Raw genomic sequence first — 23,559 nt, forward strand, 5'->3', positions numbered from 1 at the left:
GAAGCAACGCTAACGGATCAGGCGGGCCCGACGGGCGCCGCCGACCCCTGGGGAGGGCTTCTCGTGCTCGATCTCGCTCGGCTCCGCGCCCTGCACGCCGTCTCCGTGCACGGCACCGTCGGCGCCGCCGCCACCGCGCTCGGCTACACCCCGTCCGCCGTCTCCCAGCAGATCGCCAAGCTGGAGCGCGAGACCCGCACCACCCTCCTGGAACGGCAGGGCAGGGGCGTCGCCCTCACCGAGGAGGCGCTCCATCTCGCTTCCACCGCGCAGGAGTTGATGGCGATCGTGGAGCGCGCGGAGACCGAGCTGGAGGAGCGGCGGGGGCTGCCCGCGGGGCGCCTGACCCTCGCCGCGTTCGCCTCCGCGGCGCGCGGCCTGCTGCCCGGAGTCCTCGCGGACCTCGCCCGGCGCCACCCCGCGCTCGACGCCCGGATGTCGGAGATCGACCCGCATCTCTCCATCGACCTGGTGGCCAAGGGCGCGGTGGACATGGCGGTCGTGCACGACTGGGACATCGCACCGCTGCCGACGCCTCCCGGCGTCGAACAGGCCCTCATCGGCGACGACTACTGCGATCTCGTCGTGCCCGCGGGGCATTGGCTCGCGGGGCGCGATTCCGTGCGCCGGGAGGAGCTGAAGGGCGAGCGGTGGATCACCCAGCCGCCGGGGCTCGTCTGCCACGAGTGGCTGGTGCGCACCCTGCGCGAGGCGGGCTGCGAGCCGGACATCGCGCACACCGCGGAGGAGAACCCCACGCTGGTCGCGCTGGTCGCGGCGGGGCTCGGCATCGCGCTCATCCCCCGCCTCGGCCGCGGCCCGGTCCCGGACGGCGCGGTCACCGTGCGGCTCGATCCGCTGCCGGTGCGGCGGCTGTACGCGCTGTGGCGGGCCGGCGCGTCCCGGCGCCCCGCGATCGCCGAGACCGTACGGACGCTGCAGGCCCACTGGCCCGACGCGGCGCCCGCCGGACAGGCCTCCTGAGCCCGCGGGAAGCCGACCTCCCGAACCCGGCGATCAGGCTTCCCGAGCCCCAGGAGTCACGCCTCCCGAACCCCAGGATTCCCCTTCACACCATTTTCCGGAAAGGGCCCTCTTCCGGGAACCCGCGCGGGCGGACCTCCGTCAAACGGGGCGTGCTGCCGGGTGAGTCTCCGCGAGGCGGTGTCGGCATCGCTGCTGGCTGCGAACGCTGACCACCCTCTCTGCCGCCCGTGGCCGGCAGCATGCCGTCACCGGTGCGCCCCTCCCAACAGCGCCGGTGACGGCCCCTCTCCTCCACAGTGGCTGCCGACTCCCTTGACCGGCAGAAATCTTCGGGATATCCGTGACTCTCGGAAAGTTTCCTTCAGCCGGTTTCCCCAGCCCGGCTCCCGGTCCGGCCTCCGTCCCCGAAGGAGCGCACATGTCCCACCGCAACGCCTCCAGACGCACCCTGCTCACCGCCACGGCCGTCGCGGCGACGGCCCTCGCCGCGCCCTCCGCCGCCCATGCCGCGGGCAGCGGCGACCGCGGCCGTGACAGGAAGCTGCGGGAGCTCATCTCCCGCATGAGCCTCGAGGAGAAGGTCGGCCAGCTCTTCGTGATGCATGTGTACGGCCACTCCGCCACCGAGCCCGACCAGGCCGACATCGACGCCAACCTGGCGGAGCTTGGCGTCCGCACCGCAGCGGAGGCGGTCGCCAAGTACCACCTCGGCGGCATCATCTACTTCGGCTGGGCCCACAACACCCGCGCCCCGCACCAGATCGCCGACCTCTCGAACGGCATCCAGCGCGCCGCCCTCACTCCGGAGCACCCGGAGCAGTCCCCCACCGCCCGCATCCCGCTGCTCATCTCCACCGACCAGGAGCACGGCGCCGTGGCCCGGGTGGGCATCCCCGCCACGCTCCTGCCCGGCGCGATGGCCCTGGGCGCCGGGGGCTCGCGCTCCACCGCGCGCAAGGCGGCCCGCATCGCGGGAGCCGAGCTCCGCGCGCTCGGCATCCGCCAGAACTACGCCCCGGTCGCCGACGTGAACGTCAATCCCGCCAACCCCGTCATCGCCGTACGCTCCTTCGGCTCGGACCCCGAAGCGGTGGCCGGTCTGGTCGCCGCGCAGGTCAAGGGCTACCAGGGCACGGACATCGCGTCGACGTCCAAGCACTTCCCCGGGCACGGCGACACCAAGGACGACAGTCACTCGAAGCTGCCGTACATCCATCACACCCGTGAGCAGTGGGAGACGCTGGACGCCCCGCCGTTCCGGGCCGCGGTGGCCGCGGGCATCGACTCGATCATGACCGCGCACATCGTGGTCCCCGCCCTGGACCCGGCCGAGGACCCGGCCACGCTCTCCCACCCCATCCTCACCGGCATCCTGCGCGAGGAACTGGGCTACGACGGCGTCGTGGTGACGGACTCGCTCGGCATGCAGGGCGTGCGCACGAAGTACGGCGACGACCGGGTGCCGGTGCTCGCCCTGAAGGCGGGCGTCGACCAGCTCCTGAACCCGCCGGAGCCGGAGACCGCCTGGAACGCGGTGCTCCAGGCGGTACGGGACGGTGAGTTGACCCAGGCGCGCCTGGACGAATCGATCCTGCGGATCCTGCGCCTGAAGTCGAAGCTCGACCTGTTCTCCGACCCGTACGTCACCGCGCGGGGCGTCGACCGCACGGTCGGCACGCGCGCGCATCTCGCCGCCGCGGACCGGATCGCCGACGAGACGACGACGCTGCTGCTCAACAAGGACGACCTGCTTCCGCTGTCCCGGCGTACGCAGCGGGACGTGCTCGTCGTGGGCGCCGATCCGGCGTCGCCGTCGGGGACGACCGGGCCGCCGACGACCGTGCTCGGGCGCGAGCTGACGGAGCTCGGCTTCGCGCCGACGGTGCTTCCTACCGGCACGGCTCCCTCCGCCGCGAAGATCGCCGAGGCGGTGGCCGCGGCGGCGGGCAAGGACGCGGTGCTCGTGGGCACGTACAACGTGGGGGCCGGGAGCACGCAGATCGCCCTGGTGGAGGCACTGGTGGCGACGGGCGTCCCGGTCGTCGCCCTCGCGATCCGCAATCCGTACGACGTGGCGCGGCTGCCGTCCGTGGGCGCTTCGCTGGCCGCGTACTGCTGGACGGACGTCGAACTCGGCGCGGCGGCACGGGTGATCGCGGGGCGCGTCGAGCCGCGCGGGAAGCTGCCCGTGCCGGTGCAGCGGGCGGATGATCCGACGCAGGTGCTGTATCCGGTCGGGTACGGCCTGACGTACTGATCCGTACGCCGCTCTACCGGCGCACCACCTTCACCTGGCCCAAAGCACCCCACGCACCTGGCGTGCGCCCGCCCGCGCGGGTCACGCTGGGTGCACGTATCGGGGGGTTCGCCATGCTTGTCATGCTTGGCTTGAGGCTTGGCTTGAGGCTTGGCTTGAGGCTTGGCTTGAGGCTTGGCTGGAGGTGTGCGGGGCTGCTCCTCGCGGTGGTCGTCGGCGTGAGCGGCTGCCAGAAGTCCTCGGACCCCGGATCGGACGCGTCGGACCGGAAGCCGTCCTCGTCGGTGTCCTCCGGGTACGGCGCCGTCTTCCTCGCCGTGGACGAGTGCAGTTCGCGGGGGCGCGCGGCCTTCACGGAGGTGCCGTGCACGAGCGAGCGGGCGGCGGCGCGGGTCATCGCGCGTTACGACGGCAAGGTCACGGAGGGCCCTTCGTGCCCCGCCCGCACGGACTTCGTGCTCCACATCAGCGAGGACAGGCCCACGGGGGACGAGGACGGAAACGGCGAGATCCCTCGCGGGTACGCGTGCATGCGGAATCTCGAACTGCCGCATCCCGGTGATCCCGGGGGCGGGGGCGGGCCCCGGACCGTGGTCGGGGACTGCGTCTACAGCGCCGGGCAGGGCGAGGTGCGGGAGACGGCCTGCGACGGGTCCGGCGCGCGGGACCCGGAGTACCGGGTGACGGCGGCCGTCCCGGACCGGTCCCTGTGTCCTGCCGCCACGGAGCTCTACGTGTCGCTGGAAGGCGGGAATCCGGTGGGATGCGCGAAGCGGGTGTGAACAGGCCGGGCCGGAGGAACAGCTCCGGCCCGGCCTGCGTTCACGCCTGCGCTACGGGCGCAGAGTCATCTCCTTCTGCACGTCCTTGCGGTCGAGCTTCGCGTCGTACGGGGCCAGCGGCTTCGGGGCCGCGGGAGTGGAGACCCCGGCCCAGGCCTGGATCCGCTCCGTCGCCTTGGCCTTCTCCGCCGGGATCAGACCGGCCACGTTCGCGCCGTGGTTGCCGCCGGGCGCGGTGAAGACGTACGAGTCGTGCTTGGCACCCTTAGCGGGGCGGAACGGCTCGGCGCCCCACGGGTCGTTCTCGCCGTAGACGTACAGCATCCGCTGCGAGTTGTGCCGCACCCAGCGGTCCACGTCCGCCATCGCGCCCGACGTGAACTTCATCGGGATGTCACGCGGCACGAAGTTGCGCGGCGGCTGGTAGCCGTAGCGGCTCAGGCCGCCGAGCCAGGGCTGCTTGATGTCGGGCGAGCCCAGCTGCGTACCGGCCTGGTAGTAGTACGGCGTGTACGGGGTCAGGCCCTGGTCCGTGTAGGAGGTCCAGCCGCCCACCGCGTCGACGTAGTCGAAGATCACCTGGTCGGATGCGGTCTTGGCGTCGGGGACGTCGGCGCACGCGGCCTCCGGCTGGTACTGCCAGAAGCCCCACACCAGGTCGAGGACGACGGCTTCGTAGGCCTTGTCCAGGTTCCCGACCGTCTTGAAGGTGTAGTTGCCCGCCTCGGCGAACGCGGCGTACTTCTTCTCCAGCGGCTCGCGGCGCACGAGCGCCTCGCGCTGCACGGCCTCCAGCTTGGCGCGGCACTCCTTGGTGCCGACCGTCTGGAAGAACTTGTCGTAGCGCGAGTCCTCCTTGTTCACCACGTCGTTCGGGGCGACATACGCGACGACGCCGTCCATGTCACGCGGGTAGAAGCGCTCGTAGTACGTGGCCGTCATGCCGCCCTTGGAGCCGCCGGTCGCCACCCACTTCTTGTCGTAGACGGGCTTGAGCGCCTTGAAGATGCGGTGCTGGTCGCTCGCGGCCTGCCAGATGTCGAGCTTGGACCAGTCGGCCGGCTGGGGGCGGGACGGCGTGAAGTAGCGGTACTCCAGGGAGATCTGGTTGCCGTCGATGATCCGCGTCGGCTCACTGCGGCTGGGGGTCGTCGAGACGCCGTAGCCGCTGGTGAAGAAGGCCGTGGGGCGGGCGGTGTCCTTGTGCAGGACCGTCAGGCGCTGCTTGAAGGTGCCCTTGGAGGGGTGCCGGTGGTCAATCGGCTGGGTGTAGTTGAGGACGAAGTAGCGGTAGCCGGTGTACGGCTTCTCCTCGATCAGGCTCATGCCCGGTATCGCGAGGAGCCTGTCCTTGATGTCCGTGGCCGCTGTGTCGGCCTTCGTGTCGGTGGCCCGCGGCTCGGCGGCGGTGGCCGCCCCTGCCGCGCTCGCTGTGCCGACGGTGCCTATGAGCACCACGAGCGACAGAAGCCATCTGAGCGCCTTGCGCATGCACTCTCCCCATAAGTTCACGGTTGCGTCCGCCGGAACTTATCGGAGCAACTCGCTCACTACTAGGGGCTCTTGCGTCACATCAGGACGCAGTACGTCACAAAGGCGACATCAACCTCAGCACAGGATCCATCCCGAGCTGAGACTCCCCGCGCCGACCTTCCCCTTCACCCACACACACCGATGCCCCGCGTGCACCGTCACCGGGCCCGCGTGATGGGTGTAGCGGCCCTTGTCCCTGGCCGGGCGGCTGCCGCGGGCCTGGACGCTCACCGACATCGTCTTGCGGGCCCCGGGTCGCTTGGCCACGGTGACGGCGCAGACGAAGCCGCGGTTCTTGTGGACGACGACCTTGCCGGTGCTGAAGGAGAGGGTGCGCACCACGTGCCCCGCGCAGCGTCCGGCCGATGCCTGCGCCTGTGCGGCGCCGGCTCCCGCGACACCGAGCAGGACGGCAGCCGCAAGGGCGATCGCACCGAGCGCGAGGCTCCGCCGTATTCGACCACTGCTCACCAGTTTCCCTCCCGACACTTCCGTATCAGCGTACTGATGTACGGACGCGGGCCACGGGGCGCCCGGTTGCGCGAGCGCCCCGATTCGTCCGGCAGGCATTGCCTCGGGCTATGCGGCAGACGGCTCGGCCTCCCCCACGAACGTCCGCCACAGCTTCGCGTACCGCCCGTCGAGCGCGAGCAGCTCCTCGTGCGTGCCGTCCTCCGCGACCCGGCCCTGGTCCATCAGGACCACGCGGTCGGCGCGGGCCGCCGTGGTCAGGCGGTGGGCGACGACCAGCGTGGTGCGCTTGCCCGCGATGCGGTCGGTGGCCTGGTTGACCTGCGCCTCCGTGGCGAGGTCGAGGGCGGCGGTCGCCTCGTCCAGGAGCAGGATGTCCGGGTCGACGAGCTCGGCGCGGGCCAGGGCGATCAGCTGGCGCTGCCCCGCGGAGAGGTTGCGCCCACGCTCGGAGACCTCGTGGAGGTAGCCGCCGTCCAGGGTGGCGATCATGTCGTGGGCGCCGACCGCGCGGGCCGCGGCCTCCACCTCGGCGTCGGTGGCGGCGGGCCGCCCGTAGGCGATCGCGTCGCGCACGGTGCCCGCGAAGAGGTAGGCCTCCTGCGGGACGACCCCGAGGCGGTGGCGGTAGGCGGTGATGTCCAGGGACCGCAGGTCCGTGCCGTCCACCGTCACCCGGCCGCCGGTCGGGTCGTAGAACCGGGCGACGAGCTTGACCAGGGTCGACTTGCCCGCGCCGGTCTCGCCGACGAAGGCGACGGTCTGGCCCGCGGGGATGCGAAGGCGGACGTCGCTGAGCGCCTCCTCCGGTTCGTCGGCGAGGCCGTACGCGAAGTCCACGTCCTCGAAGGCGATCTCTCCGCGCAGGGAGAGGACGTCGAGCGGCTCGTCCGCCGCTTCGGTCGACGTCGGCTCCTGGAGCAGCTCCTGGATGCGGCCGAGCGAGACGGTGGCCTGCTGGTAGCCGTCGAAGACCTGGGAGAGCTGCTGGACGGGCGCGAAGAACAGGTCGATGTAGAGGAGGTAGGCGACCAGCGCGCCGGTCGTCAGGGTCCCCGCCTCCACGCGGCCCGCGCCGACCATCAGGACCGCCGCCGCGGCGACCGCGGAGAGCAGCTGCACGAAGGGGAAGTAGATGGAGATCAGCCACTGCCCGCGGATGCGGGCGCTGCGGTAGTCGGCGCTGCCCTGGGCGAACTTCTCGCGGCCCGAGCGCTCGCGCCTGAAGGCCTGCACGATGCGCAGGCCCGCGACGGACTCCTGGAGGTCGGCGTTGACCACCGAGACACGCTCACGCGCCAGCTCGTACGCCTTGACGCTGGAGCGGCGGAAGAAGAACGTGCCGATGATCAGCGGCGGCAGCGTCGCGAAGACGACGAGCGCGAGCTGCACGTCGATGACGACGAGCGCGACCATGATGCCGAAGAAGGTGACGACGGAGACGAACGCGGTGACCAGGCCCGTCTGCAGGAAGGTGGACAGGGCGTCCACGTCCGTCGTCATCCGGGTCATGATGCGCCCGGTCAACTCCCGCTCGTAGTAGTCGAGTCCGAGCCGCTGGAGCTGGGCGAAGATCTTCAGGCGCAGGGAGTAGAGGACGCGCTCGCCCGTCCGCCCGGTCATCCGCGTCTCGCCGATCTGCGCCGTCCACTGGACGAGCACCGCGAGCAGCGCGAGCCCGGAGGCCGCCCACACCGCGCCGAGCGCGAGCTGCGAGACACCCTCGTCGATGCCGTGCCGGATCAGCACGGGAAGCAGCAGGCCCATGCCCGCGTCGACGGCGACCAGGAGCAGGGCGAGCAGCAGCGGCTTCCCGAATCCGCCGAGCAGGCGCCGCAGGCCGTACGAGTCCTCCGGGGTGACCGCGCGAGCCTCGTCGATGCCGGGGGTGTCGGTGGCCGGGGGCAACGCGTCGACCTGGGCGAGGAGTTCGGGTGTCGCGGGCATCCCGGACATCGCGGTGTCCTTGGGCTCGCGGTCCCCGACCCACAGCTGCGGGGTGATGCCGCGCTCGGCGTCGAACTCGGCGTCGAGCTCGTCGCGTACGGAGGTGTCCTCGGGGAACTCCACCGCAACGGTGCGGCCGGGCGAGACGCCGCCGAGCTCGTCCGGGTCGGTCAGCAGGCGCCGGTAGAGGGCGGAGCTCTCCGTCAGCTCCTCGTGCGTGCCGATCGCGGCGAGCTTTCCGCCGTCGAGTACGGCGATGCGGTCGGCGAGGTTGAGGGTGGAGCGGCGGTGGGCGATGAGGAGGGTCGTGCGCCCGGCCATGACGCCGCGCAGGGCTTCGTGGATCTCGTGCTCGACGCGCGCGTCCACCGCCGACGTCGCGTCGTCCAGGACGAGGAGGCGGGGGTCGGTGAGGATGGCGCGGGCGAGGGCGACGCGCTGGCGCTGGCCGCCGGAGAGGGTCAGGCCGTGCTCGCCGACGGTGGTGTCGTACCCGCCGGGCAGCTCGGAGATGAAGCGGTCGGCCTGGGCGGCGCGGGCCGCGGTCTCGATCTCCTCCTGGGTGGCGTCCGGCTTTCCGTACGCGATGTTGGCGCGGACGGTGTCGGAGAAGAGGAAGGAGTCCTCGGGCACCAGGCCTATCGCGGCCCGCAGCGATTCGGTCGTCAGCTCGCGCACGTCGTGGCCGCCGATGAGGACGGCGCCGTGCGTCACGTCGTAGAAGCGCGGCAGGAGCAGCGAGACGGTGGACTTGCCGCTGCCCGACGTGCCGACGACGGCGAGGGTCTCGCCGGGCCGGATCTCGAAGGAGAGCCCGTCGAGGACGGGGCGGCTGTCCTCGTAGGCGAAGGAGACGTCGTCGAACTCGACGGTGGCCGGGGCGTCGGCGGGCAGTTCCTTGGTGCCGTCCTTCAGCGTCGGCTCGGTGTCGATGAGCTCCATGACGCGCTCGGCGCCCGCGCGGGCCTGCTGGCCGACGGTGAGCACCATGGCGAGCATGCGCACGGGCCCGACGAGCTGGGCGAGATAGCTGGAGAAGGCGACGAACGTACCGAGCGTGATCTGCCCCCGCACGGCCAGCCAGCCGCCGAGCGCGAGCATCGCGACCTGCCCGAGCGCGGGCACGGCCTGGAGGGCGGGCGTGTACTTGGAGTTGAGGCGGATGGTCCGCAGGCGCCCGGCGAAGAGCTTGCGCCCGACCTCCCTGAGCTTCCCGGTCTCCTGGTCCTCCTGGCCGAAGCCCTTCACGACGCGTACGCCGGAGACGGAGCCGTCCACGACTCCGGCGACGGCGGCGGCCTGGGCCTGCGCGTACCAGGTGGAGGGGTGCAGCTTGTTGCGGCTGCGCTTGGCGATGAACCAGAGGGCGGGGGCGACGGCGAGCGCGACGAGGGTCAGCGGCACGGAGAGCCACGCCATGATCACGAGGGACATCACGAAGAGCAGGATGTTGCCGATGGTCATCGGCAGCATGAAGAGCAGGCCCTGGATGAGCTGGAGGTCGCTGGTGGCGCGTCCGACGACCTGCCCGGTGGACAGCTCGTCCTGCCGCCGCCCGTCGAGCCTGGTGATCGTGCCGTACATCTCGGTCCGCAGGTCGTGCTGGACGTCGAGGGCGAGCCGGCCGCCGTAGTAGCGGCGGATGTAGGTGAAGACGTAGACGAGGACGGCGGCGCCGATGAGGGCGCCGACCCAGGGCCCCATGGACCGGGTCTTGTCACCGATGACGTCGTCGATGATCACCTTGGTGATGAGCGGGACGAGCGCCATGACGGCCATGCCGGCGAGCGAGGACCCGAGCGCGAGCAGGACGTCCTTCGGGTAGCGCCACGCGTACCCGGTGAGCCGTTTCCCCCAGCCGGATTTCTCCGGCCCGACCCCGCCCCGTTGCTCCACCACGTGCTGCCTCATCCCGTCGACCCGTCGACCTGACCTGCCGAGAGGCCCAACGCGGCGGGATGCGGATTTCATCCCGCCGCAACAAAGTGGGGTCCGAGGTCCTAGGTCCCCGTCAGTTGCCGGGGACCGCCACGAACGCCTCCTTCGGCGCTTCGGTCGGGATGTAGCGCCGGGCCGCCGGGGCCGTGGGCGTGAGGTCCTTGTGGATGGCCTTGGCCACGCCCTGGATGGTGGCGACGCCGTAGTTCATGGTGCTGTTGCCGTGGGTGAGCACGGAGATCGTGTAGTCGTGGCCGCCGCCCTTGAACGCGCCGATGCTGTGCACCCGCCAGCCGTGGGTCGAGCGCTGCAGCCAGCCGTTCTTGACGTGGATCTTGACGCCGGACGGCGCGCCCGCCGGGGTGCCCCAGCGCTGCGAGGAGACGACCTTGCCCATCAGCTTGAGGATGTAGGCGCGCGCGTTGTCGCTCAGGACGGAGTTCGGGGCGGTGACCAGGGCCAGGAGCTTCTGCTCGTCGGCCGCGTTGATCCGGGTCAGGCCCCAGTAGCCGCCGGATCCCGGCACGGTCTTCGTCATCTTGGCGGCCCTGAGGAAGCCCTTGACCTTGGCCGTGCCGAGCTGGCTCCAGAGCTTGCTGGTCGCCGCGTTGTCCGACTTGGTGATCATGGCGTACGCGAGGTCCGACTCACGGGCGGTCAGCTTGCGCTCGGTCTTCTTCGCGTCCCACAGCAGCGTCGCCAGGACGGTCGTCTTGACGACGCTCGCCGAGTCGAACGCGGTGGTCGAGCGCAGGGTGCAGGTGGTCTTGGTGGTGCGGTCGTGCAGGCCGACCGCGACGGTGCCCTTGCGGTTCTTCAGCGCCGCCGTGATGTCCTTCTTGAGCTTGGCGGCGAGGCCGGCCTGTGCGGAGGTGCAGCTGACCGCCGGCGCCGCCGCGACGGCGGGTGTGGCGGTCGCGGCGGTGCCGAGCGGCAGGAGCACCCCGGCGGCGAGGCCCGCCGAGAGCACGCGGGCACGCCTGGACATCCCGGATATCGGGTGCGTCATGAAGTCTTCCCATCCCCTTGGGTCCGTACAAGACCCACGGGGCCCGTACAAGCGCGCCCCCCGGCACGCTCACCCCTCTTGACTCACCGATACCGCCCGGGGTTGCACAAACATGGAACAGATGACCGATCTGTAATCAACGCGGGCCCGGACGCGGGCTACCGCGGGCTCAGAGGTGGGTCGGCTCGAACATGCGCAGGAGTGCCGGGAGTACGACGACCGAGGGGCCGGGCTCCGCGAGCGCCTTCGCGAGGTCGTCGCGGAGGGTCTGCGGGGTCGTGCGGACGCCGGGCACCCCGAAGGACTCCGCGAGCGCGACGAAGTCGGGCCGGGAGAGCTCCGTCGCCGTCGGTTCGCCGAAGGCCTCGGACATGTACTCCCGAAGGATTCCGTACCCCCCGTCGTCCACGATCAGCCAGGTCACCGGCAGGCCGTGCTGCTTGGCGGAGGCCAGTTCCGCGATGGAGTACATCGCGCCGCCGTCGCCCGAGACGGCGAGGACCGGCTTCGAGGGGTCGGCGGCAGCCGCTCCCAGCGCCGCCGGGAAGCCGTACCCGAGGCCGCCCGCGCCCTGCGCCGAGTGCATCGTGTTCGGGCGCCGCGCGTCGAAGGCGGACCAGGCCCAGTACGCCAGGATCGTCATGTCCCAGAAGGACGGCGAGGCGTCCGGGAGGGCCTCGCGCACCGAGGCGAGGATCTGCTGCTCCAGGGTGAGCTCCTGGGCGGCGATGCGGTCCTTGACCTTGGTGAGCACGGCGGCCACCCGCTCGGGGGCCGAGGGGTCCTCGCGGGGGGCGTCGATGGTCTCCAGGAGCGCGGAGAGCGCGAGGCGCGCGTCCGCGTGGATGCCGAGCGCCGGGTGGTTGGACTCCAGCTTCCCGGCGTCGGCCTCGATCTGGACGACCCGGCCGCGCGGCTTGAACGTGTGGTAGTTCGAGGAGAGTTCACCCAGGCCCGAGCCGACCACCAGGAGGACGTCCGCGTCCTCCAGGAAGTCCGTGGTGTACCGGTCCTCCAGCCAGGACTGGAGCGAGAGCGGGTGCTCCCAGGGGAAGGCGCCCTTGCCGCCGAAGGTCGTGACGACGGGCGCGTTCACCAGCTCGGCGAGAGCGAGCAGCTTGCCGGTCGCGTCGGAGCGCACGACGCCGCCGCCCGCGATGATCGCCGGGCGCTCGGCTCGCGAGAGCAGATCGGCGGCGACCGCCGTCAGCTCGGGGCGCGGGACGACCTCGTCCGGGGTCGCGTCCATGGCCGTGACGACGGGCAGGGTCGTCTCGGCGAGCAGCACGTCCTGCGGGATCTCCACCCACACCGGGCCGTGCGGGGCGGTGAGCGCCGACTCCCAGGCCGCGGCGATCGCGGAGGGGATCTGCGAGGCCGTGCGCACGGTGTGGACGGACTTCACGATGTCGCGGAAGGAGGCCTGCTGGTCACGCAGCTCGTGGAGGTAGCCGTGCCGGCCGCCGCCGAGCCCGGCCACCGGGATCTGGCTGCCGATGGCGAGCACGGGCGAGGATCCGGCCGCCGCCTCCTGGAGCGCGGCGAGCGAGGTCAGCGCGCCGGGTCCGGTGGACAGCAGCAGCGGGGCCACCTCGCCGGTGATCCGGCCGTACGCGTCCGCCGCGAAGCCCGTGTTGTTCTCGACGCGAAGGCCCACGTACGACAGGGAAGAGCGCCGCAGCGCGTCGAACATGCCGAGCGCGTGCTGGCCGGGGAGCCCGAAGACCGTCGTGGCGCCGAGGCCCTGGAGGGTCTCGACGACGAGGTCACCGCCGTTGCGCCCGGCCGGCGGGTTCAGGGCCGCCTCCTGCTGCGCGTCCGTGGGTCGCAGTACTACGTCGTGGTCGTGCGTCACTTGGCCGCCCGCCCCTCGGCGATCTGGCGGGACATGATCGTCGTCAGCTCGTACGCGGTGTGCGAGGCGGCTACGGCCGTGATCTCCGCGTGGTCGTAGGCGGGGGCGACCTCGACGACGTCCGCCGAGACGAGGTTGCAGGACGAGAGTCCCCGCAGGATCTCCAGGAGCTCGCGCGACGTCATGCCGCCCGCCTCCGGGGTGCCGGTGCCGGGCGCGTGGGCCGGGTCCAGGCAGTCGATGTCGATGGAGATGTACAGCGGGCGGTCGCCGATGCGCTGGCGCAGCTGGTCGGCCACCTCGTCGGCGCCACGGCGGTAGATGTCCGCCGACGTGACGATGCCGAAGCCCATCTTCTCGTCGTCGGTGAGGTCCTGCTTGCCGTACAGCGGGCCGCGCGTGCCGACGTGGGAGAGCGCCTCGGTGTCGAGGATGCCCTCCTCTACGGCCCGGCGGAACGGCGTGCCGTGGGTGTACTCGGCGCCGAAGTACGTGTCCCAGGTGTCCAGGTGCGCGTCGAAGTGCAGCAGGGCGACCGGGCCGTGCTTCTTGGCGACCGAGCGCAGGAGAGGCAGGGCGATGGTGTGGTCGCCGCCGAGCGTCATCATGCGGGCGCCCGAGCCGAGCAGGTCGTCGGCGGCGGCCTCGATCGTCTCGACCGCCTCGTTGATGTTGAACGGGTTGGCGGCGATGTCGCCCGCGTCCGCGACCTGCGCGAGCGCGAAGGGCGACGCGTCCTGCGCGGGGTTGTACGGACGCAGGAGGCGCGAGGCCTCACGGATCGCGTTGCCGCCGAAGCGGGCGCCGGGGCGGTACGAGACACCGGTGTCGAAGGGCACGCCGACCACGGCGATGTCCGTCTTGCCGCCCACCTCGTCGAGGCGGGGCAGCCGGGCGTAGGTCGCCGGGCCCGCGTACCGGGGGACGCGGGAGGAATCGACCGGGCCGCGGGGGGTCGGGGTCTCGGCGCTGCTCATGGTCGGTTTCCTCCTGCTGGTACGAGTGCTGCTGTGCTGCTGGGACAAGTGTCGCGCGGCCCACTGACAGTGACGTCGGCAGTGGGCCGCGCGCAGGACTAGACGGCCACCGGGGATTCCGGTTCCGCTTCTTGGGACCCCCGGCCCGCGAGCCGCTCGCGCCAGGCCGCCAGGACCTGGGCGTCCGTCGGCTTCGTGGCGAGGGAGACGGCGACGTACACGCCGAGCGAGATCAACAGGCCGTAGTAGATGGGCTCGTTGGCGAGGATTCCGTATCCCCACATGAGCCCGATGACGGAGAGCCCACCGGCGACGATGGCCGCGAGCGCGCCCTCGGCGGTGCCGCGCTTCCACAGCAGCCCGCCGAGGATCGGCACGAGGAGACCGGCGACGAGCAGGTTGTAGGCGACGGTCAGCGCCTGGACCACGTCGTTGAGGGCGATGGCGATGCAGACGACGGCGATGCCCATGATCAGGATGAAGAGGCGGTTGCCCTTCACCTCGTCGTGCGCCTCACCCTCCGCCTTGGGGGCGACGGCGCCCCGCAGCCGCGACCAGATGTCGTTGTTGGCCACGGTCGCGCAGGCGATGAGCGCTCCGGAGGACGTGGACATCACGGCGGCGAGCGCCGCGGCAAGGACCAGGCCCCGTACGCCCATGGGCAGTTCGTCCTTGACCATGGTCGCGAAGGCCGCGTCGGCGCTCGGCAGCTTCGGGTACATGACCTTGGCGGCCGTGCCGATGACGGCGCCCGCGATGGCGTAGACGAGGCAGTACGTACCGGCGACGGTGCCTCCGTAGCGGGCGACCTTGTCGCTGCGCGCGGTGAAGACGCGCTGCCAGATGTCCTGCCCGATGAGCATGCCGAACGTGTAGATCAGGACGTACGTGAAGATCGTCTCGCCGCCGATGCCCAGCGGGTCGAAGTACTCCGTGGGCAGCTTGGCCTTCATCTCGCTGAAGCCACCGGCCTTGACGACCGCGATGGGCAGCAGCAGGAGCAGCACGCCGATGGTCTTCACCACGAACTGCACCATGTCGGTGAGCGTGATGGACCACATGCCGCCGAGCGTCGAGTACACGACGACGATCGAGCCGCCCAGGATGATCGCCAGGGTGCGGTTCATGTCGAAGATGACGTCGAAGATCGTGGCGTACGCGATGGTCGAGGTGACCGCGAGCATCAGCGTGTACGACCACATGACGACCCCGGAGATGATGCCCGCGCGTCCGCCGTAGCGCAGGTCGAGCATCTCGGAGACGGTGTAGACCTTCAGGCGGGCGATGCGCGCCGAGAAGAAGACGCTCAGGGCGAGCAGGCCGAGGCCGATCGTGAAGACCATCCAGGCGCCGGAGAGGCCGTACTGGTACCCGAGGCCGACGCCGCCGATGGTGGACGCGCCGCCGAGGACGATGGCCGCCATCGTCCCGGAGTACATCCACGGTCCGAGGCGGCGTCCGGCGACCAGGAACTCGCTCTTGGACTTGGCGCGGCGCATGCCCCACCAGCCCATGGCGAGCATGCCGGCGAGATAGACGACGATCACTGTGTAGTCGACGGCCATAGGGGGCCCTCCTTCGCGCACCTCGGTGGCGTGTCGTGCAGATGGGGGTGGGGGGGGTGGCAACGACTGGCCGTGGGGACATCCGCCCGTACCCGCGGCCTGGGGTCGGCACGACCTTAGGTGGCCGGAAAGCAACGCTGAAGTGTACGTTTCATCCACTTCCCGTGATCGATATGGATGGAACATCCACCGTGCCGGACCCCGTCACCCCGCCAGCCCCCTCCGCACCGCCCCCGACTCCGCCGGTCCCGCTCACCGCGCTCCTGGCCCGGGAGGACCTGGGCCTGCGCCAGATCGCGGGCCCCGACGCCGGGGAGAGCGGGGCGGCCGTCCAGTGGGTGCACACCTCGGAGATGGCGGACCCGTATCCCTACCTCCTGGGCGGCGAACTGCTGCTGACGGCGGGCGTGCACATCACCGACCCGGTGGGCGCGGGCGGCTATCTGGACGATTACGTGGCGCGGATCGTCCAGGCGGGGGGATCGGCCCTCGGCTTCGGCGTGGCGCCCGTGCACGACACGGTGCCGCGCGCCCTGGTGACGGCCTGCGACCACTACGGCCTTCCGCTCCTGGAGGTGCCGCCCCGCACGACGTTCAGCGGGGTCGCCCGCGCGGTGTGGCAGCTGGTGGCCGAGACCAGGCACGCGGAGCTGCGCCGGGTCACGGAGGCCCAGCAGGGCCTCGCCACGGCCGCCGCGCGCCCGGACCCGGTGCCCGCGGTCCTGCGGCAGCTAGCGGCGCGCCTGGGCGGCTGGGCGGCGCTCTACGCACCGGACGGCGCGGTGCTCCATACGGCGGGGACGGCTCCGGGAGCGGGGGTGCGGCAGGCGGTGCGTGGCCTCTCCGCGGTCGTGCGTCCGGAGGGACGGCCCGGCCCCACCCCTTCCTCCGCCACCGACTCCGTGGGCGGCGCCCACCTCGCCGCGTACGCGCTCGGCGGCGGGCAGGGGTTCGCGCTCGGGGTCGCCGCCGAGCAGCGCGACCCCGGGGACCACACCATCACCGGGGTCGCCGTCGTCCTGCTCTCGCTCCTGACCGGCAAGCACCAGGGTGCCGCCGACGCCGTGCGGTCGGCCGCGCTGGTGCGGCTGCTCCTGGGCTCGGCCCCCGGCGATGTCGCGCCTCTCCTGGGGGCCGACGAGTGGACCGTGGTGCACGCGCGCGGGGATGCCGGTGACGACCCGGTGGCCCACTCCGTCGCCGCCTCCGCGCTGGCGGCGGCGCTGGGCAGCGCCCTGGTCGACGCGGACGCGGGGCGGGACCTCGTACGGCTCCTGCTCCCCGGGGGGCGCGAGGTCGCCGGGCAGCCCGGCTGGACCCTCGGCGTCTCCGCCCCCGCCTCCCCCGGCGACCTGCCCGCCGCCGACGCCCAGGCGGACCGCGCCCTGCGCCGCGCCGAGGCCACCCGTACGCCGCTCGTGCGGCACCGCGAGGCGGGCATCGCCGCTCTGGTGGCGCCCGCGGAGGCCGCGGCCCACGCGCGCGTGCTGCTCGCCCCGCTCGGCGGCAGCGAGGCGCTCACGCGGACCCTGCGCACCTGGCTCTCCCTGCACGGCAACTGGGACCGCACGGCAACGGCTCTGGGAGTCCACCGCAACACCGTCAGACAGCGCGTCACGCGGTGCGGGGCGCTCCTGGGGGCGGACCTGGACGACCCGGATGTACGCATGGAGCTGTGGTTCGCGCTCAACCGGGCGCCGTAAGGGGCGCGGGGGCCGCGCGCCCAGCAACCAGCGGCCCGGGGGCGAGCCACCAGTGGCCCGCGGGCGAAGAAGCAGCCCTCCCCCGCTCCTCCCCCGCGCGGGCCAAACGCAGCGCACCTCACAGTCCAGGGTGCGGGACTGCCCGCCACCAGCCGGTTACCGACGGCACAATGGGTCCATGCCGATACCCAGCCGTGCCGCGCTCGTCGACCACCTAGTCCGCACCCGCATCGCGGGCGATGTCGCCACACCCCGCGAGAACAACCTCAGTCATTACCGCAAGCTCGCGAACGGCGACCGCCACTACTGGCTCGGCCTGGAGCTCGGCGACCGCTGGACCGACGAGCAGGACGTCCTCGCGGTGATGGCCGAGCGGTGCGGCGTGATCGACGACACCGATTTCCGGCACGGGCAGGACACCATCGACCCGGAGCTGACGGTCGACGCCCTGGAGCGGATGGCGGCGCGCCTGCGCAAGGCGGCGGCAGGCAAGGAGAGGGTCCTTTTCGCCACCGGCCACCCCGGGGGCCTGCTCGACGTGCACCGCGCGACCGCGGCCGCCCTGCGCGCGGCGGGCTGCGAGATCGTCGTCATCCCCGAGGGCCTCACCGCCGACGAGGGCATGGTCTTCCAGTTCGCGGACGTGGCGATGCTGGAGCGCGGCGCGACGCTGTGGCACACCCACTCCCCCGAGCCGATGAACGCGATCCTGGACGGCCTGGAGCGCGCGGGCCGCCCGCTGCCCGACCTGGTCGTCGCGGACCACGGGTGGGCCGGACGGGCGGGCCAGCGCGGCATCGACTCCGTCGGGTACGCGGACTGCAACGACCCGGCGCTGTTCATCGGCGAGGCCGAGGGCACCCTCCAGGTGACGATCCCGCTGGACGACCACGTCACGAGCCCGCGCTTCTACGACCCGATGACGGCCTACCTGCTGGACGCCGCGGGACTCACGCCGGGGGCGTAGTCACGGCCACGGGTTGAGCCCTTCCGCGCGCTGCTGGGAGTACCCCGGCGTGGGGTCCAGGTAGACCCGTCGTACGCCGGGAAAGCGCTCCCGCAGCCGCCGCTCGGCCTGTTCGCAGGCCCACTCGATCTGCGCCGCCGTCGAGGCGTCCCGGAAGTCGATCTTGGCGGCGACCAGCGCCTCGCGCGGCCCCTGGAGCAGTGTCGTCAGTTCGAGCACGGCCTCGATGTGCTCGGAGGCGAGCAGCACGCGGCGGATCTCCTCGCGCATCGGCTTCGGCAACGGCCTGCCGATGAGCAGCTGGGCGTTGCTGCGGCCGAGCACCCAGGCGACGTACAGAAGAAGTACGCCGATGCAGAGCGAGGCCACGCCGTCCCACACGCCGGACCCGGTGAGCTGTCCGCCGAGCAGTCCGCCCGCGGCGAGCACGAGGCCCGCGAGGGCGGCGGAGTCCTCCAGGACGACGGCCTTCACCGCGGTGTCGGGCGTGTGGCGCAGATAGCGCCCGAACGACGCCCCGAAGCGCGCCGCCTCGCCGCGGGCCTGTTTGACGCCGGTGCGCAGCGAATAGCCCTCCAGGAGGAAGGCGACGGCGAGCACGATGTACGAGATGAGCGGGTCGCCGAGCTCCTCGCCCGCCACCAGCGTGTGGATGCCGTCGTAGATCGAGAAGACGGCGCCGCCGACGAAGGTGGCGACGGCCGCGAGCATCGCCCAGATGTAGCGCTCGGGACCGTAGCCGAGCGGATGCTCCTCGTCGGCGGGCTTCTCGCTGCGTTTCAGGGCGGTGAGGAGCAGCAGCTCGGTGACGGTGTCGGCCAGCGAGTGGGCCGCTTCGGAGAGCATCGCGCTCGACCCGCTGATGACACCGGCGACGGCCTTGGCGACGGCGATGCCGAGGTTGGCGACGGCGGCGACGATGACGGTGAAGGTGCTCTCGCCGCCGCCCTCGGGCGGTTCGGGCGGCTCGGTCCTGCTGCTGTCGACCTGCTCACTCATGTATCGGACGGTATGTCCGATCACCGGGGAACGCGAAACGTCGGTCAGTGGTCGGTCACCGGGGAACGCGAACGACGCCTTCCTGAATCACCGTCACCGCGAGCTGCCCGTCCTGGGTCCAGATCCGCGCCTGGCCGAGGCCGCGTCCGCCGGAGGCCGAGGGCGACTCCTGGTCGTACAGGAGCCATTCGTCGGCCCTGAAGGGGCGGTGGAACCACATGGCGTGGTCGAGCGAGGCGCCGACGACGTCGCCGACGGCCCAGCCGCCCCTGCCGTGCGCGAGCAGCACCGAGTCGAGCAGCGTCATGTCGGAGACGTACGTGGCGAGGCAGACGTGCAGCAGGGAGGCGTCGATGCCGCCGTCGAGCTTGCCGTTCGTGCGGAACCACACCTGGGAGCGCGGTTCGCGCGGCCGGCCGACGGTGGCCCAGGGCGGTGCGTCCACGTAGCGCAGGTCGACGGCCGCGCGGGCCTCGATCAGGCGGTCGGCGACGTGCGCGGGCAGGTGGCGCGGCAGCATCTCGGCGGCGGTCGGCAGCGTCTCCGGGTCCGGGGCGGACGGCATCCCCGTCTGGTGCTCCAGGCCCTCCTCGTCCGTCTGGAAGGACGCGGAGAGGTGGAATATCGGCTGCCCGTGCTGGACGGCGACGACCCGGCGCGTGGTGAAGGAGCGGCCGTCGCGGATCCGGTCGACGGTGTAGACGATCGGCGCGCCGGGGTCGCCCGCACGCAGGAAGTACGCGTGCAGGGAGTGGGCGGGCCGGTCGGCGGGAACGGTGCGGCCGGCCGCCACCAGCGCCTGGGCGGCCACCTGGCCGCCGAAGACGCGCGGGACGAGCGCCGAGCGGCTCACGCCCCGGAATATGTCCTCCTCGATCTGCTCGAGGTCGAGCAGATCAAGGAGCGACTCAAGTGCCTTGTTCATGGATCCAGTTCTACAGGGCGGTCTTTACGGGACCATGTCCTTGCCTGCTGCTGTCCTACAGGCCCATGTTCTTGGCGATGATCATCTTCATGACCTCGCTGGTGCCGCCGTAGATGCGGTTGACGCGGTTGTCCGCGTACAGGCGGGCGATGGGGTACTCGTTCATGAAGCCGTAGCCGCCGTGCAGCTGGAGGCACTTGTCGATGACGCGGTGCGCGACCTCGGTGTTGAAGAGCTTCGCGGACGCGGCCTCGGCCGCGGTCAGCTCGCCCGCGTCCAGGGCTTCGAGGGCGCGGTCGGCGACGGCCTCCGCGGCGTCCACCTCGGCCTGGCAGGCGGCGAGCTCGAACTTGGTGTTCTGGAAGGAGGCGACCGTCTTGCCGAAGACCGTACGGTCCTGGACGTACTCCTTGGCGAACCGGACGGCGGCCTTGGCCTGCGCGTACGCGCCGTAGGCGATGCCCCAGCGCTCGGAGGGGAGGTTGCTTCCGAGGTAGTAGAAGCCCTTGTTCTCCTCGCCGAGGAGGTCCTCGACGGGGACCTTGACGTCGACGAACGCGAGCTCGGCGGTGTCGGAGGTCTTCAGGCCGAGCTTGTCGAGCTTGCGGCCGATGGAGTAGCCCTCGGACTTGGTGTCCACGGCGAAGAGGGAGATGCCGAAGCGGCGGTCCTCGGCGGTGGGCGCGGAGGTACGGGCGCAGACGATCACGCGGTCGGCGTGCACACCGCCGGTGATGAAGGTCTTGGAGCCGTTGAGTACGTAGTGCGTGCCGTCCTCGGAGAGCTTGGCCGTGGTCTTCATGCCCGCGAGGTCGGAGCCGGTGCCCGGCTCGGTCATCGCCAGGGCCCACATCTCCTCGGCGGAGACGAACTTCTCCAGGTAGCGCTTCTTCTGCTCGTCCGTGCCGAGCGCCTTGATGTACGGAAGGGCGAGCAGCACGTGCACGCCGGAGCCGCCGAAGCTGACGCCCGCGCGGGCCGTCTCCTCGTACTGGATGGCCTCGAACTTGTGCGACTCCATGCCCGCGCCGCCGAACTCCTCGGGGACGCTGATGCCGAAGAGGCCGAGCTCGGCGAGCTTGTAGTAGAACTCGCGCGGCACCTGACCCGCGGCGAACCACTCGTCGTGGACCGGGACGACCTCGGCCTCGATGAAGGCGCGAAGGGTCTCCCGGAACGCCTCGTGGTCCTCATTGAAAACGGTACGGCGCACGGGGAACTCCTTCGATACGGCACCAGGCTCGGCCAAGCGCACACGACTAAGCGCTTGCTCAGACAAACGTTACCCGTCGGTCACCGGACCGTCCATAGAGAAGTCCTGTCGCTCCCGTCACGCCGCCGTCGCCGCGAACGCCCCGCGCGCGAGGCTGTGCAGCAGCTCCGCCATGGCGGTGCGGCTCGGCAGCGCGTCGCGCCGGCTCAGGTGGGGCGTGGAGTTGAGCAGCCCGAAGACCGCGTGCACGGACACCCGGGCCGCGTTCTCGGCGAGGTCCGGATAGACCTTGCGCACGACGTCGACCCAGATCTCCACGTACTGCCGCTGGAGCTGGCGCACCAGCTTGCGGTCGGTGTCCCGCAGCCGGTCGAGCTCGCGGTCGTGCAGGGTGATCAGGGAGCGGTCGTCCAGGGCGAAGTCGATGTGCCCCTCGATGAGCGCGTCGAGCACCCGCTCCGGCGGTCCGTCCACGTCGGCCACACACCGCTTGCCGCCGGTCAGGAGCTGTCCGCTGATGCCCACGAGGAGCTCGGCGAGCATCGCGTCCTTGCCGGGGAAGTGGCGGTAGAGGCCGGGGCCGCTGATGCCGACGGCCGCCCCTATCTCGTCCACTCCTACGCCGTGGAAGCCGCGCTCCGCGAAGAGCCGGGCGGCTTCCCTGAGGATCTGCTCGCGACGGGTGGGGGCGTCGGTTCTGGTGGCCATGGAATCAATTCTAGACAGAGCGGTTAGCGCTCGTTAACCTGAACGCAATGCGTTAACGCTCATTAACCGAGCAAGGGGGCTCGACTGATGGTGCAGGCACCAGTGCTGACGAGCGCGGCTGATCCCGCGTCCGAAGCATGGCGGACGAACGAGGCGGCGCACACCGCCCTCGTCGACGACCTGCGGGCCAAGCTCGCGGCGGCCAGGCTCGGCGGTGGCGAGCGGGCCCGCGCCCGCCATGTCGCGCGCGGCAAGCTGCTGCCCCGCGACCGCGTGGACACCCTGCTCGACCCCGGATCGCCCTTCCTGGAGCTGGCGCCGCTCGCGGCCGACGGTCTCTACGGCGGGGACGCCCCGGCCGCCGGAGTCATCGCCGGAATCGGCAGGGTCTCCGGACGTACGTGCGTCATCGTCGCCAACGACGCCACCGTCAAGGGCGGCACGTACTACCCGATGACGGTGAAGAAGCATCTGCGCGCCCAGGAGGTCGCGCTGGAGAACCGCCTCCCCTGCCTGTACCTGGTGGACTCGGGCGGCGCCTTCCTGCCCATGCAGGACGACGTCTTCCCGGACCGCGAGCACTTCGGGCGGATCTTCTACAACCAGGCGCGAATGTCCGGGGCGGGCATCCCGCAGATCGCGGCGGTGCTCGGCTCGTGCACGGCCGGCGGGGCGTACGTGCCCGCGATGAGCGACGAGGCGGTGATCGTCCGCAATCAGGGGACGATCTTCCTCGGCGGCCCGCCCCTGGTGAAGGCCGCGACCGGCGAGGTCGTCACCGCCGAGGAGCTGGGCGGCGGCGAGGTCCACTCCCGCACCTCCGGGGTGACGGACCACCTCGCCGAGGACGACGCGCACGCGCTGCGGATCGTGCGCACGATCGTCTCCACGCTCCCCGAGCGCGGCGAACTGCCCTGGTCGGTCCGCCCGGTCGAGGAGCCCAAGGTCGACCCCCTCGGGCTCTACGGAGCGGTGCCGACGGACTCCCGCACCCCCTATGACGTCCGCGAGGTCATCGCGCGCGTGGCCGACGGCTCGCGCTTCGCCGAGTTCAAGGCGGAGTACGGCCAGACGCTGGTGACGGGCTTCGCACACATCCACGGCCACCCGGTCGGCATCATCGCGAACAACGGCATCCTGTTCTCCGAGTCCGCCCAGAAGGGCGCCCACTTCATCGAGCTGTGCGACCAGCGCGGCATCCCGCTGGTCTTCCTCCAGAACATCTCCGGATTCATGGTCGGCCGGGACTACGAGGCGGGCGGCATCGCCAAGCACGGCGCCAAGATGGTGACGGCGGTGGCCTGCACGCGCGTGCCGAAGCTGACGGTCGTGGTCGGCGGTTCGTACGGCGCCGGGAACTACTCGATGTGCGGCCGTGCCTACTCTCCCCGCTTCCTGTGGATGTGGCCGAACGCCAAGATCTCCGTGATGGGCGGCGAGCAGGCCGCGTCGGTCCTCGCGACCGTCAAGCGCGACCAGTTGGAGGCGCGGGGCGAGGAGTGGTCGCAGGAGGACGAGCAGGCCTTCAAGGACCCGGTCCGCTCCCAGTACGAAGCGCAGGGCAACGCCTACTACGCCACCGCGCGGCTGTGGGACGACGGCGTGATCGACCCCATGGAGACCCGGCAGGTCCTCGGCCTCGCCCTGACCGCGTGCGCCGAGGCCCCGCTGGGTGAGCCCGGCTTCGGCGTCTTCCGGATGTGAGGCGGACGATGACTGACTT

Annotated in this window: 17 protein-coding genes; 6 read left to right on the forward strand and 11 right to left on the reverse strand. The window is 71.5% G+C overall.

Annotation, left to right across the window (positions count from 1 at the left end):
* Positions 1–63: 63 nt before the first annotated feature.
* From ACFUPX_RS29005 to ACFUPX_RS29015, 3 genes are all read left to right on the forward strand, one after another.
* Complete coding sequence (locus ACFUPX_RS29005) at positions 64–984, forward strand: LysR family transcriptional regulator (protein WP_383328942.1); 921 nt, start codon at positions 64–66, stop codon at positions 982–984.
* Between the two features lie 421 nt (positions 985–1,405).
* A complete protein-coding gene (locus ACFUPX_RS29010; RefSeq protein ID WP_383328945.1) occupies positions 1,406–3,244 on the forward strand; it encodes a glycoside hydrolase family 3 protein in 1,839 nt (612 codons plus the stop codon).
* Between the two features lie 167 nt (positions 3,245–3,411).
* Positions 3,412–4,026, forward strand: a complete 615-nt coding sequence (locus tag ACFUPX_RS29015) for a hypothetical protein (protein WP_383328948.1) — start codon at positions 3,412–3,414, stop codon at positions 4,024–4,026.
* A gap of 51 nt (positions 4,027–4,077) precedes the next feature.
* Here ACFUPX_RS29015 and ACFUPX_RS29020 read toward each other — a convergent pair whose 3' ends face one another.
* From ACFUPX_RS29020 to ACFUPX_RS29050, 7 genes are all read right to left on the reverse strand, one after another.
* Positions 4,078–5,517 carry a S28 family serine protease gene (locus ACFUPX_RS29020; protein ID WP_383328950.1) on the reverse strand — a complete coding sequence of 480 codons (1,440 nt, stop codon included), beginning with the start codon at positions 5,515–5,517 and terminating at the stop codon, positions 4,078–4,080.
* Positions 5,518–5,634: 117 nt separating this feature from the next.
* A complete protein-coding gene (locus ACFUPX_RS29025; RefSeq protein ID WP_383328952.1) occupies positions 5,635–6,030 on the reverse strand; it encodes a hypothetical protein in 396 nt (131 codons plus the stop codon).
* A gap of 108 nt (positions 6,031–6,138) precedes the next feature.
* Complete coding sequence (locus tag ACFUPX_RS29030) at positions 6,139–9,888, reverse strand: ABC transporter ATP-binding protein (RefSeq protein ID WP_383328955.1); 3,750 nt, start codon at positions 9,886–9,888, stop codon at positions 6,139–6,141.
* Positions 9,889–9,988: 100 nt separating this feature from the next.
* On the reverse strand, positions 9,989–10,924 hold the full coding sequence (locus ACFUPX_RS29035) for a serine hydrolase (protein ID WP_383328958.1): 936 nt from the start codon (positions 10,922–10,924) through the stop codon (positions 9,989–9,991).
* A gap of 169 nt (positions 10,925–11,093) precedes the next feature.
* Positions 11,094–12,779 (reverse strand): thiamine pyrophosphate-binding protein, encoded by a 1,686-nt coding sequence (locus ACFUPX_RS29040; protein ID WP_383328961.1) that lies wholly within the window; start codon positions 12,777–12,779, stop codon positions 11,094–11,096.
* On the reverse strand, positions 12,776–13,756 hold the full coding sequence (speB, locus tag ACFUPX_RS29045) for an agmatinase (protein WP_344528986.1): 981 nt from the start codon (positions 13,754–13,756) through the stop codon (positions 12,776–12,778). The genes ACFUPX_RS29040 and speB overlap by 4 nt, the downstream gene beginning before the upstream one ends.
* Positions 13,757–13,854: 98 nt before the next feature.
* Positions 13,855–15,321, reverse strand: a complete 1,467-nt coding sequence (locus ACFUPX_RS29050) for a sodium:solute symporter (protein ID WP_383328965.1) — start codon at positions 15,319–15,321, stop codon at positions 13,855–13,857.
* Between the two features lie 173 nt (positions 15,322–15,494).
* Here ACFUPX_RS29050 and ACFUPX_RS29055 point away from each other — a divergent pair, with 173 nt between their 5' ends.
* Together ACFUPX_RS29055 and ACFUPX_RS29060 are read left to right on the forward strand one after the other, a co-directional pair.
* Positions 15,495–17,024 carry a PucR family transcriptional regulator gene (locus ACFUPX_RS29055; RefSeq protein ID WP_383328968.1) on the forward strand — a complete coding sequence of 510 codons (1,530 nt, stop codon included), beginning with the start codon at positions 15,495–15,497 and terminating at the stop codon, positions 17,022–17,024.
* Between the two features lie 178 nt (positions 17,025–17,202).
* Complete coding sequence (locus tag ACFUPX_RS29060; RefSeq protein WP_383328971.1) at positions 17,203–17,991, forward strand: phosphatase; 789 nt, start codon at positions 17,203–17,205, stop codon at positions 17,989–17,991.
* Here the strand turns inward: ACFUPX_RS29060 and ACFUPX_RS29065 are convergent, their stop codons facing one another.
* The 4 genes from ACFUPX_RS29065 to ACFUPX_RS29080 form a co-directional block, all read right to left on the reverse strand.
* The gene (locus tag ACFUPX_RS29065; RefSeq protein WP_383328974.1) at positions 17,992–18,990 is read right to left on the reverse strand and encodes a cation diffusion facilitator family transporter; all 999 of its coding nucleotides are present in this window, start codon (positions 18,988–18,990) and stop codon (positions 17,992–17,994) included. It lies immediately after the preceding gene.
* 55 nt (positions 18,991–19,045) lie between these two features.
* The gene (locus ACFUPX_RS29070) at positions 19,046–19,915 is read right to left on the reverse strand and encodes an acyl-CoA thioesterase (RefSeq protein ID WP_383328977.1); all 870 of its coding nucleotides are present in this window, start codon (positions 19,913–19,915) and stop codon (positions 19,046–19,048) included.
* 55 nt (positions 19,916–19,970) lie between these two features.
* Positions 19,971–21,128, reverse strand: a complete 1,158-nt coding sequence (locus ACFUPX_RS29075; RefSeq protein ID WP_383328980.1) for an acyl-CoA dehydrogenase family protein — start codon at positions 21,126–21,128, stop codon at positions 19,971–19,973.
* 117 nt (positions 21,129–21,245) lie between these two features.
* Complete coding sequence (locus ACFUPX_RS29080; protein WP_383328983.1) at positions 21,246–21,836, reverse strand: TetR/AcrR family transcriptional regulator; 591 nt, start codon at positions 21,834–21,836, stop codon at positions 21,246–21,248.
* 87 nt (positions 21,837–21,923) lie between these two features.
* Here ACFUPX_RS29080 and ACFUPX_RS29085 point away from each other — a divergent pair, with 87 nt between their 5' ends.
* Positions 21,924–23,540: a carboxyl transferase domain-containing protein gene (locus ACFUPX_RS29085; protein ID WP_383328986.1), complete on the forward strand. Its 1,617-nt coding sequence runs from the start codon at positions 21,924–21,926 to the stop codon at positions 23,538–23,540.
* Positions 23,541–23,559: the final 19 nt, after the last annotated feature.

Source organism: Streptomyces sp. NPDC057302 (genome assembly GCF_042667685.1).
Classification (GTDB): domain Bacteria; phylum Actinomycetota; class Actinomycetes; order Streptomycetales; family Streptomycetaceae; genus Streptomyces.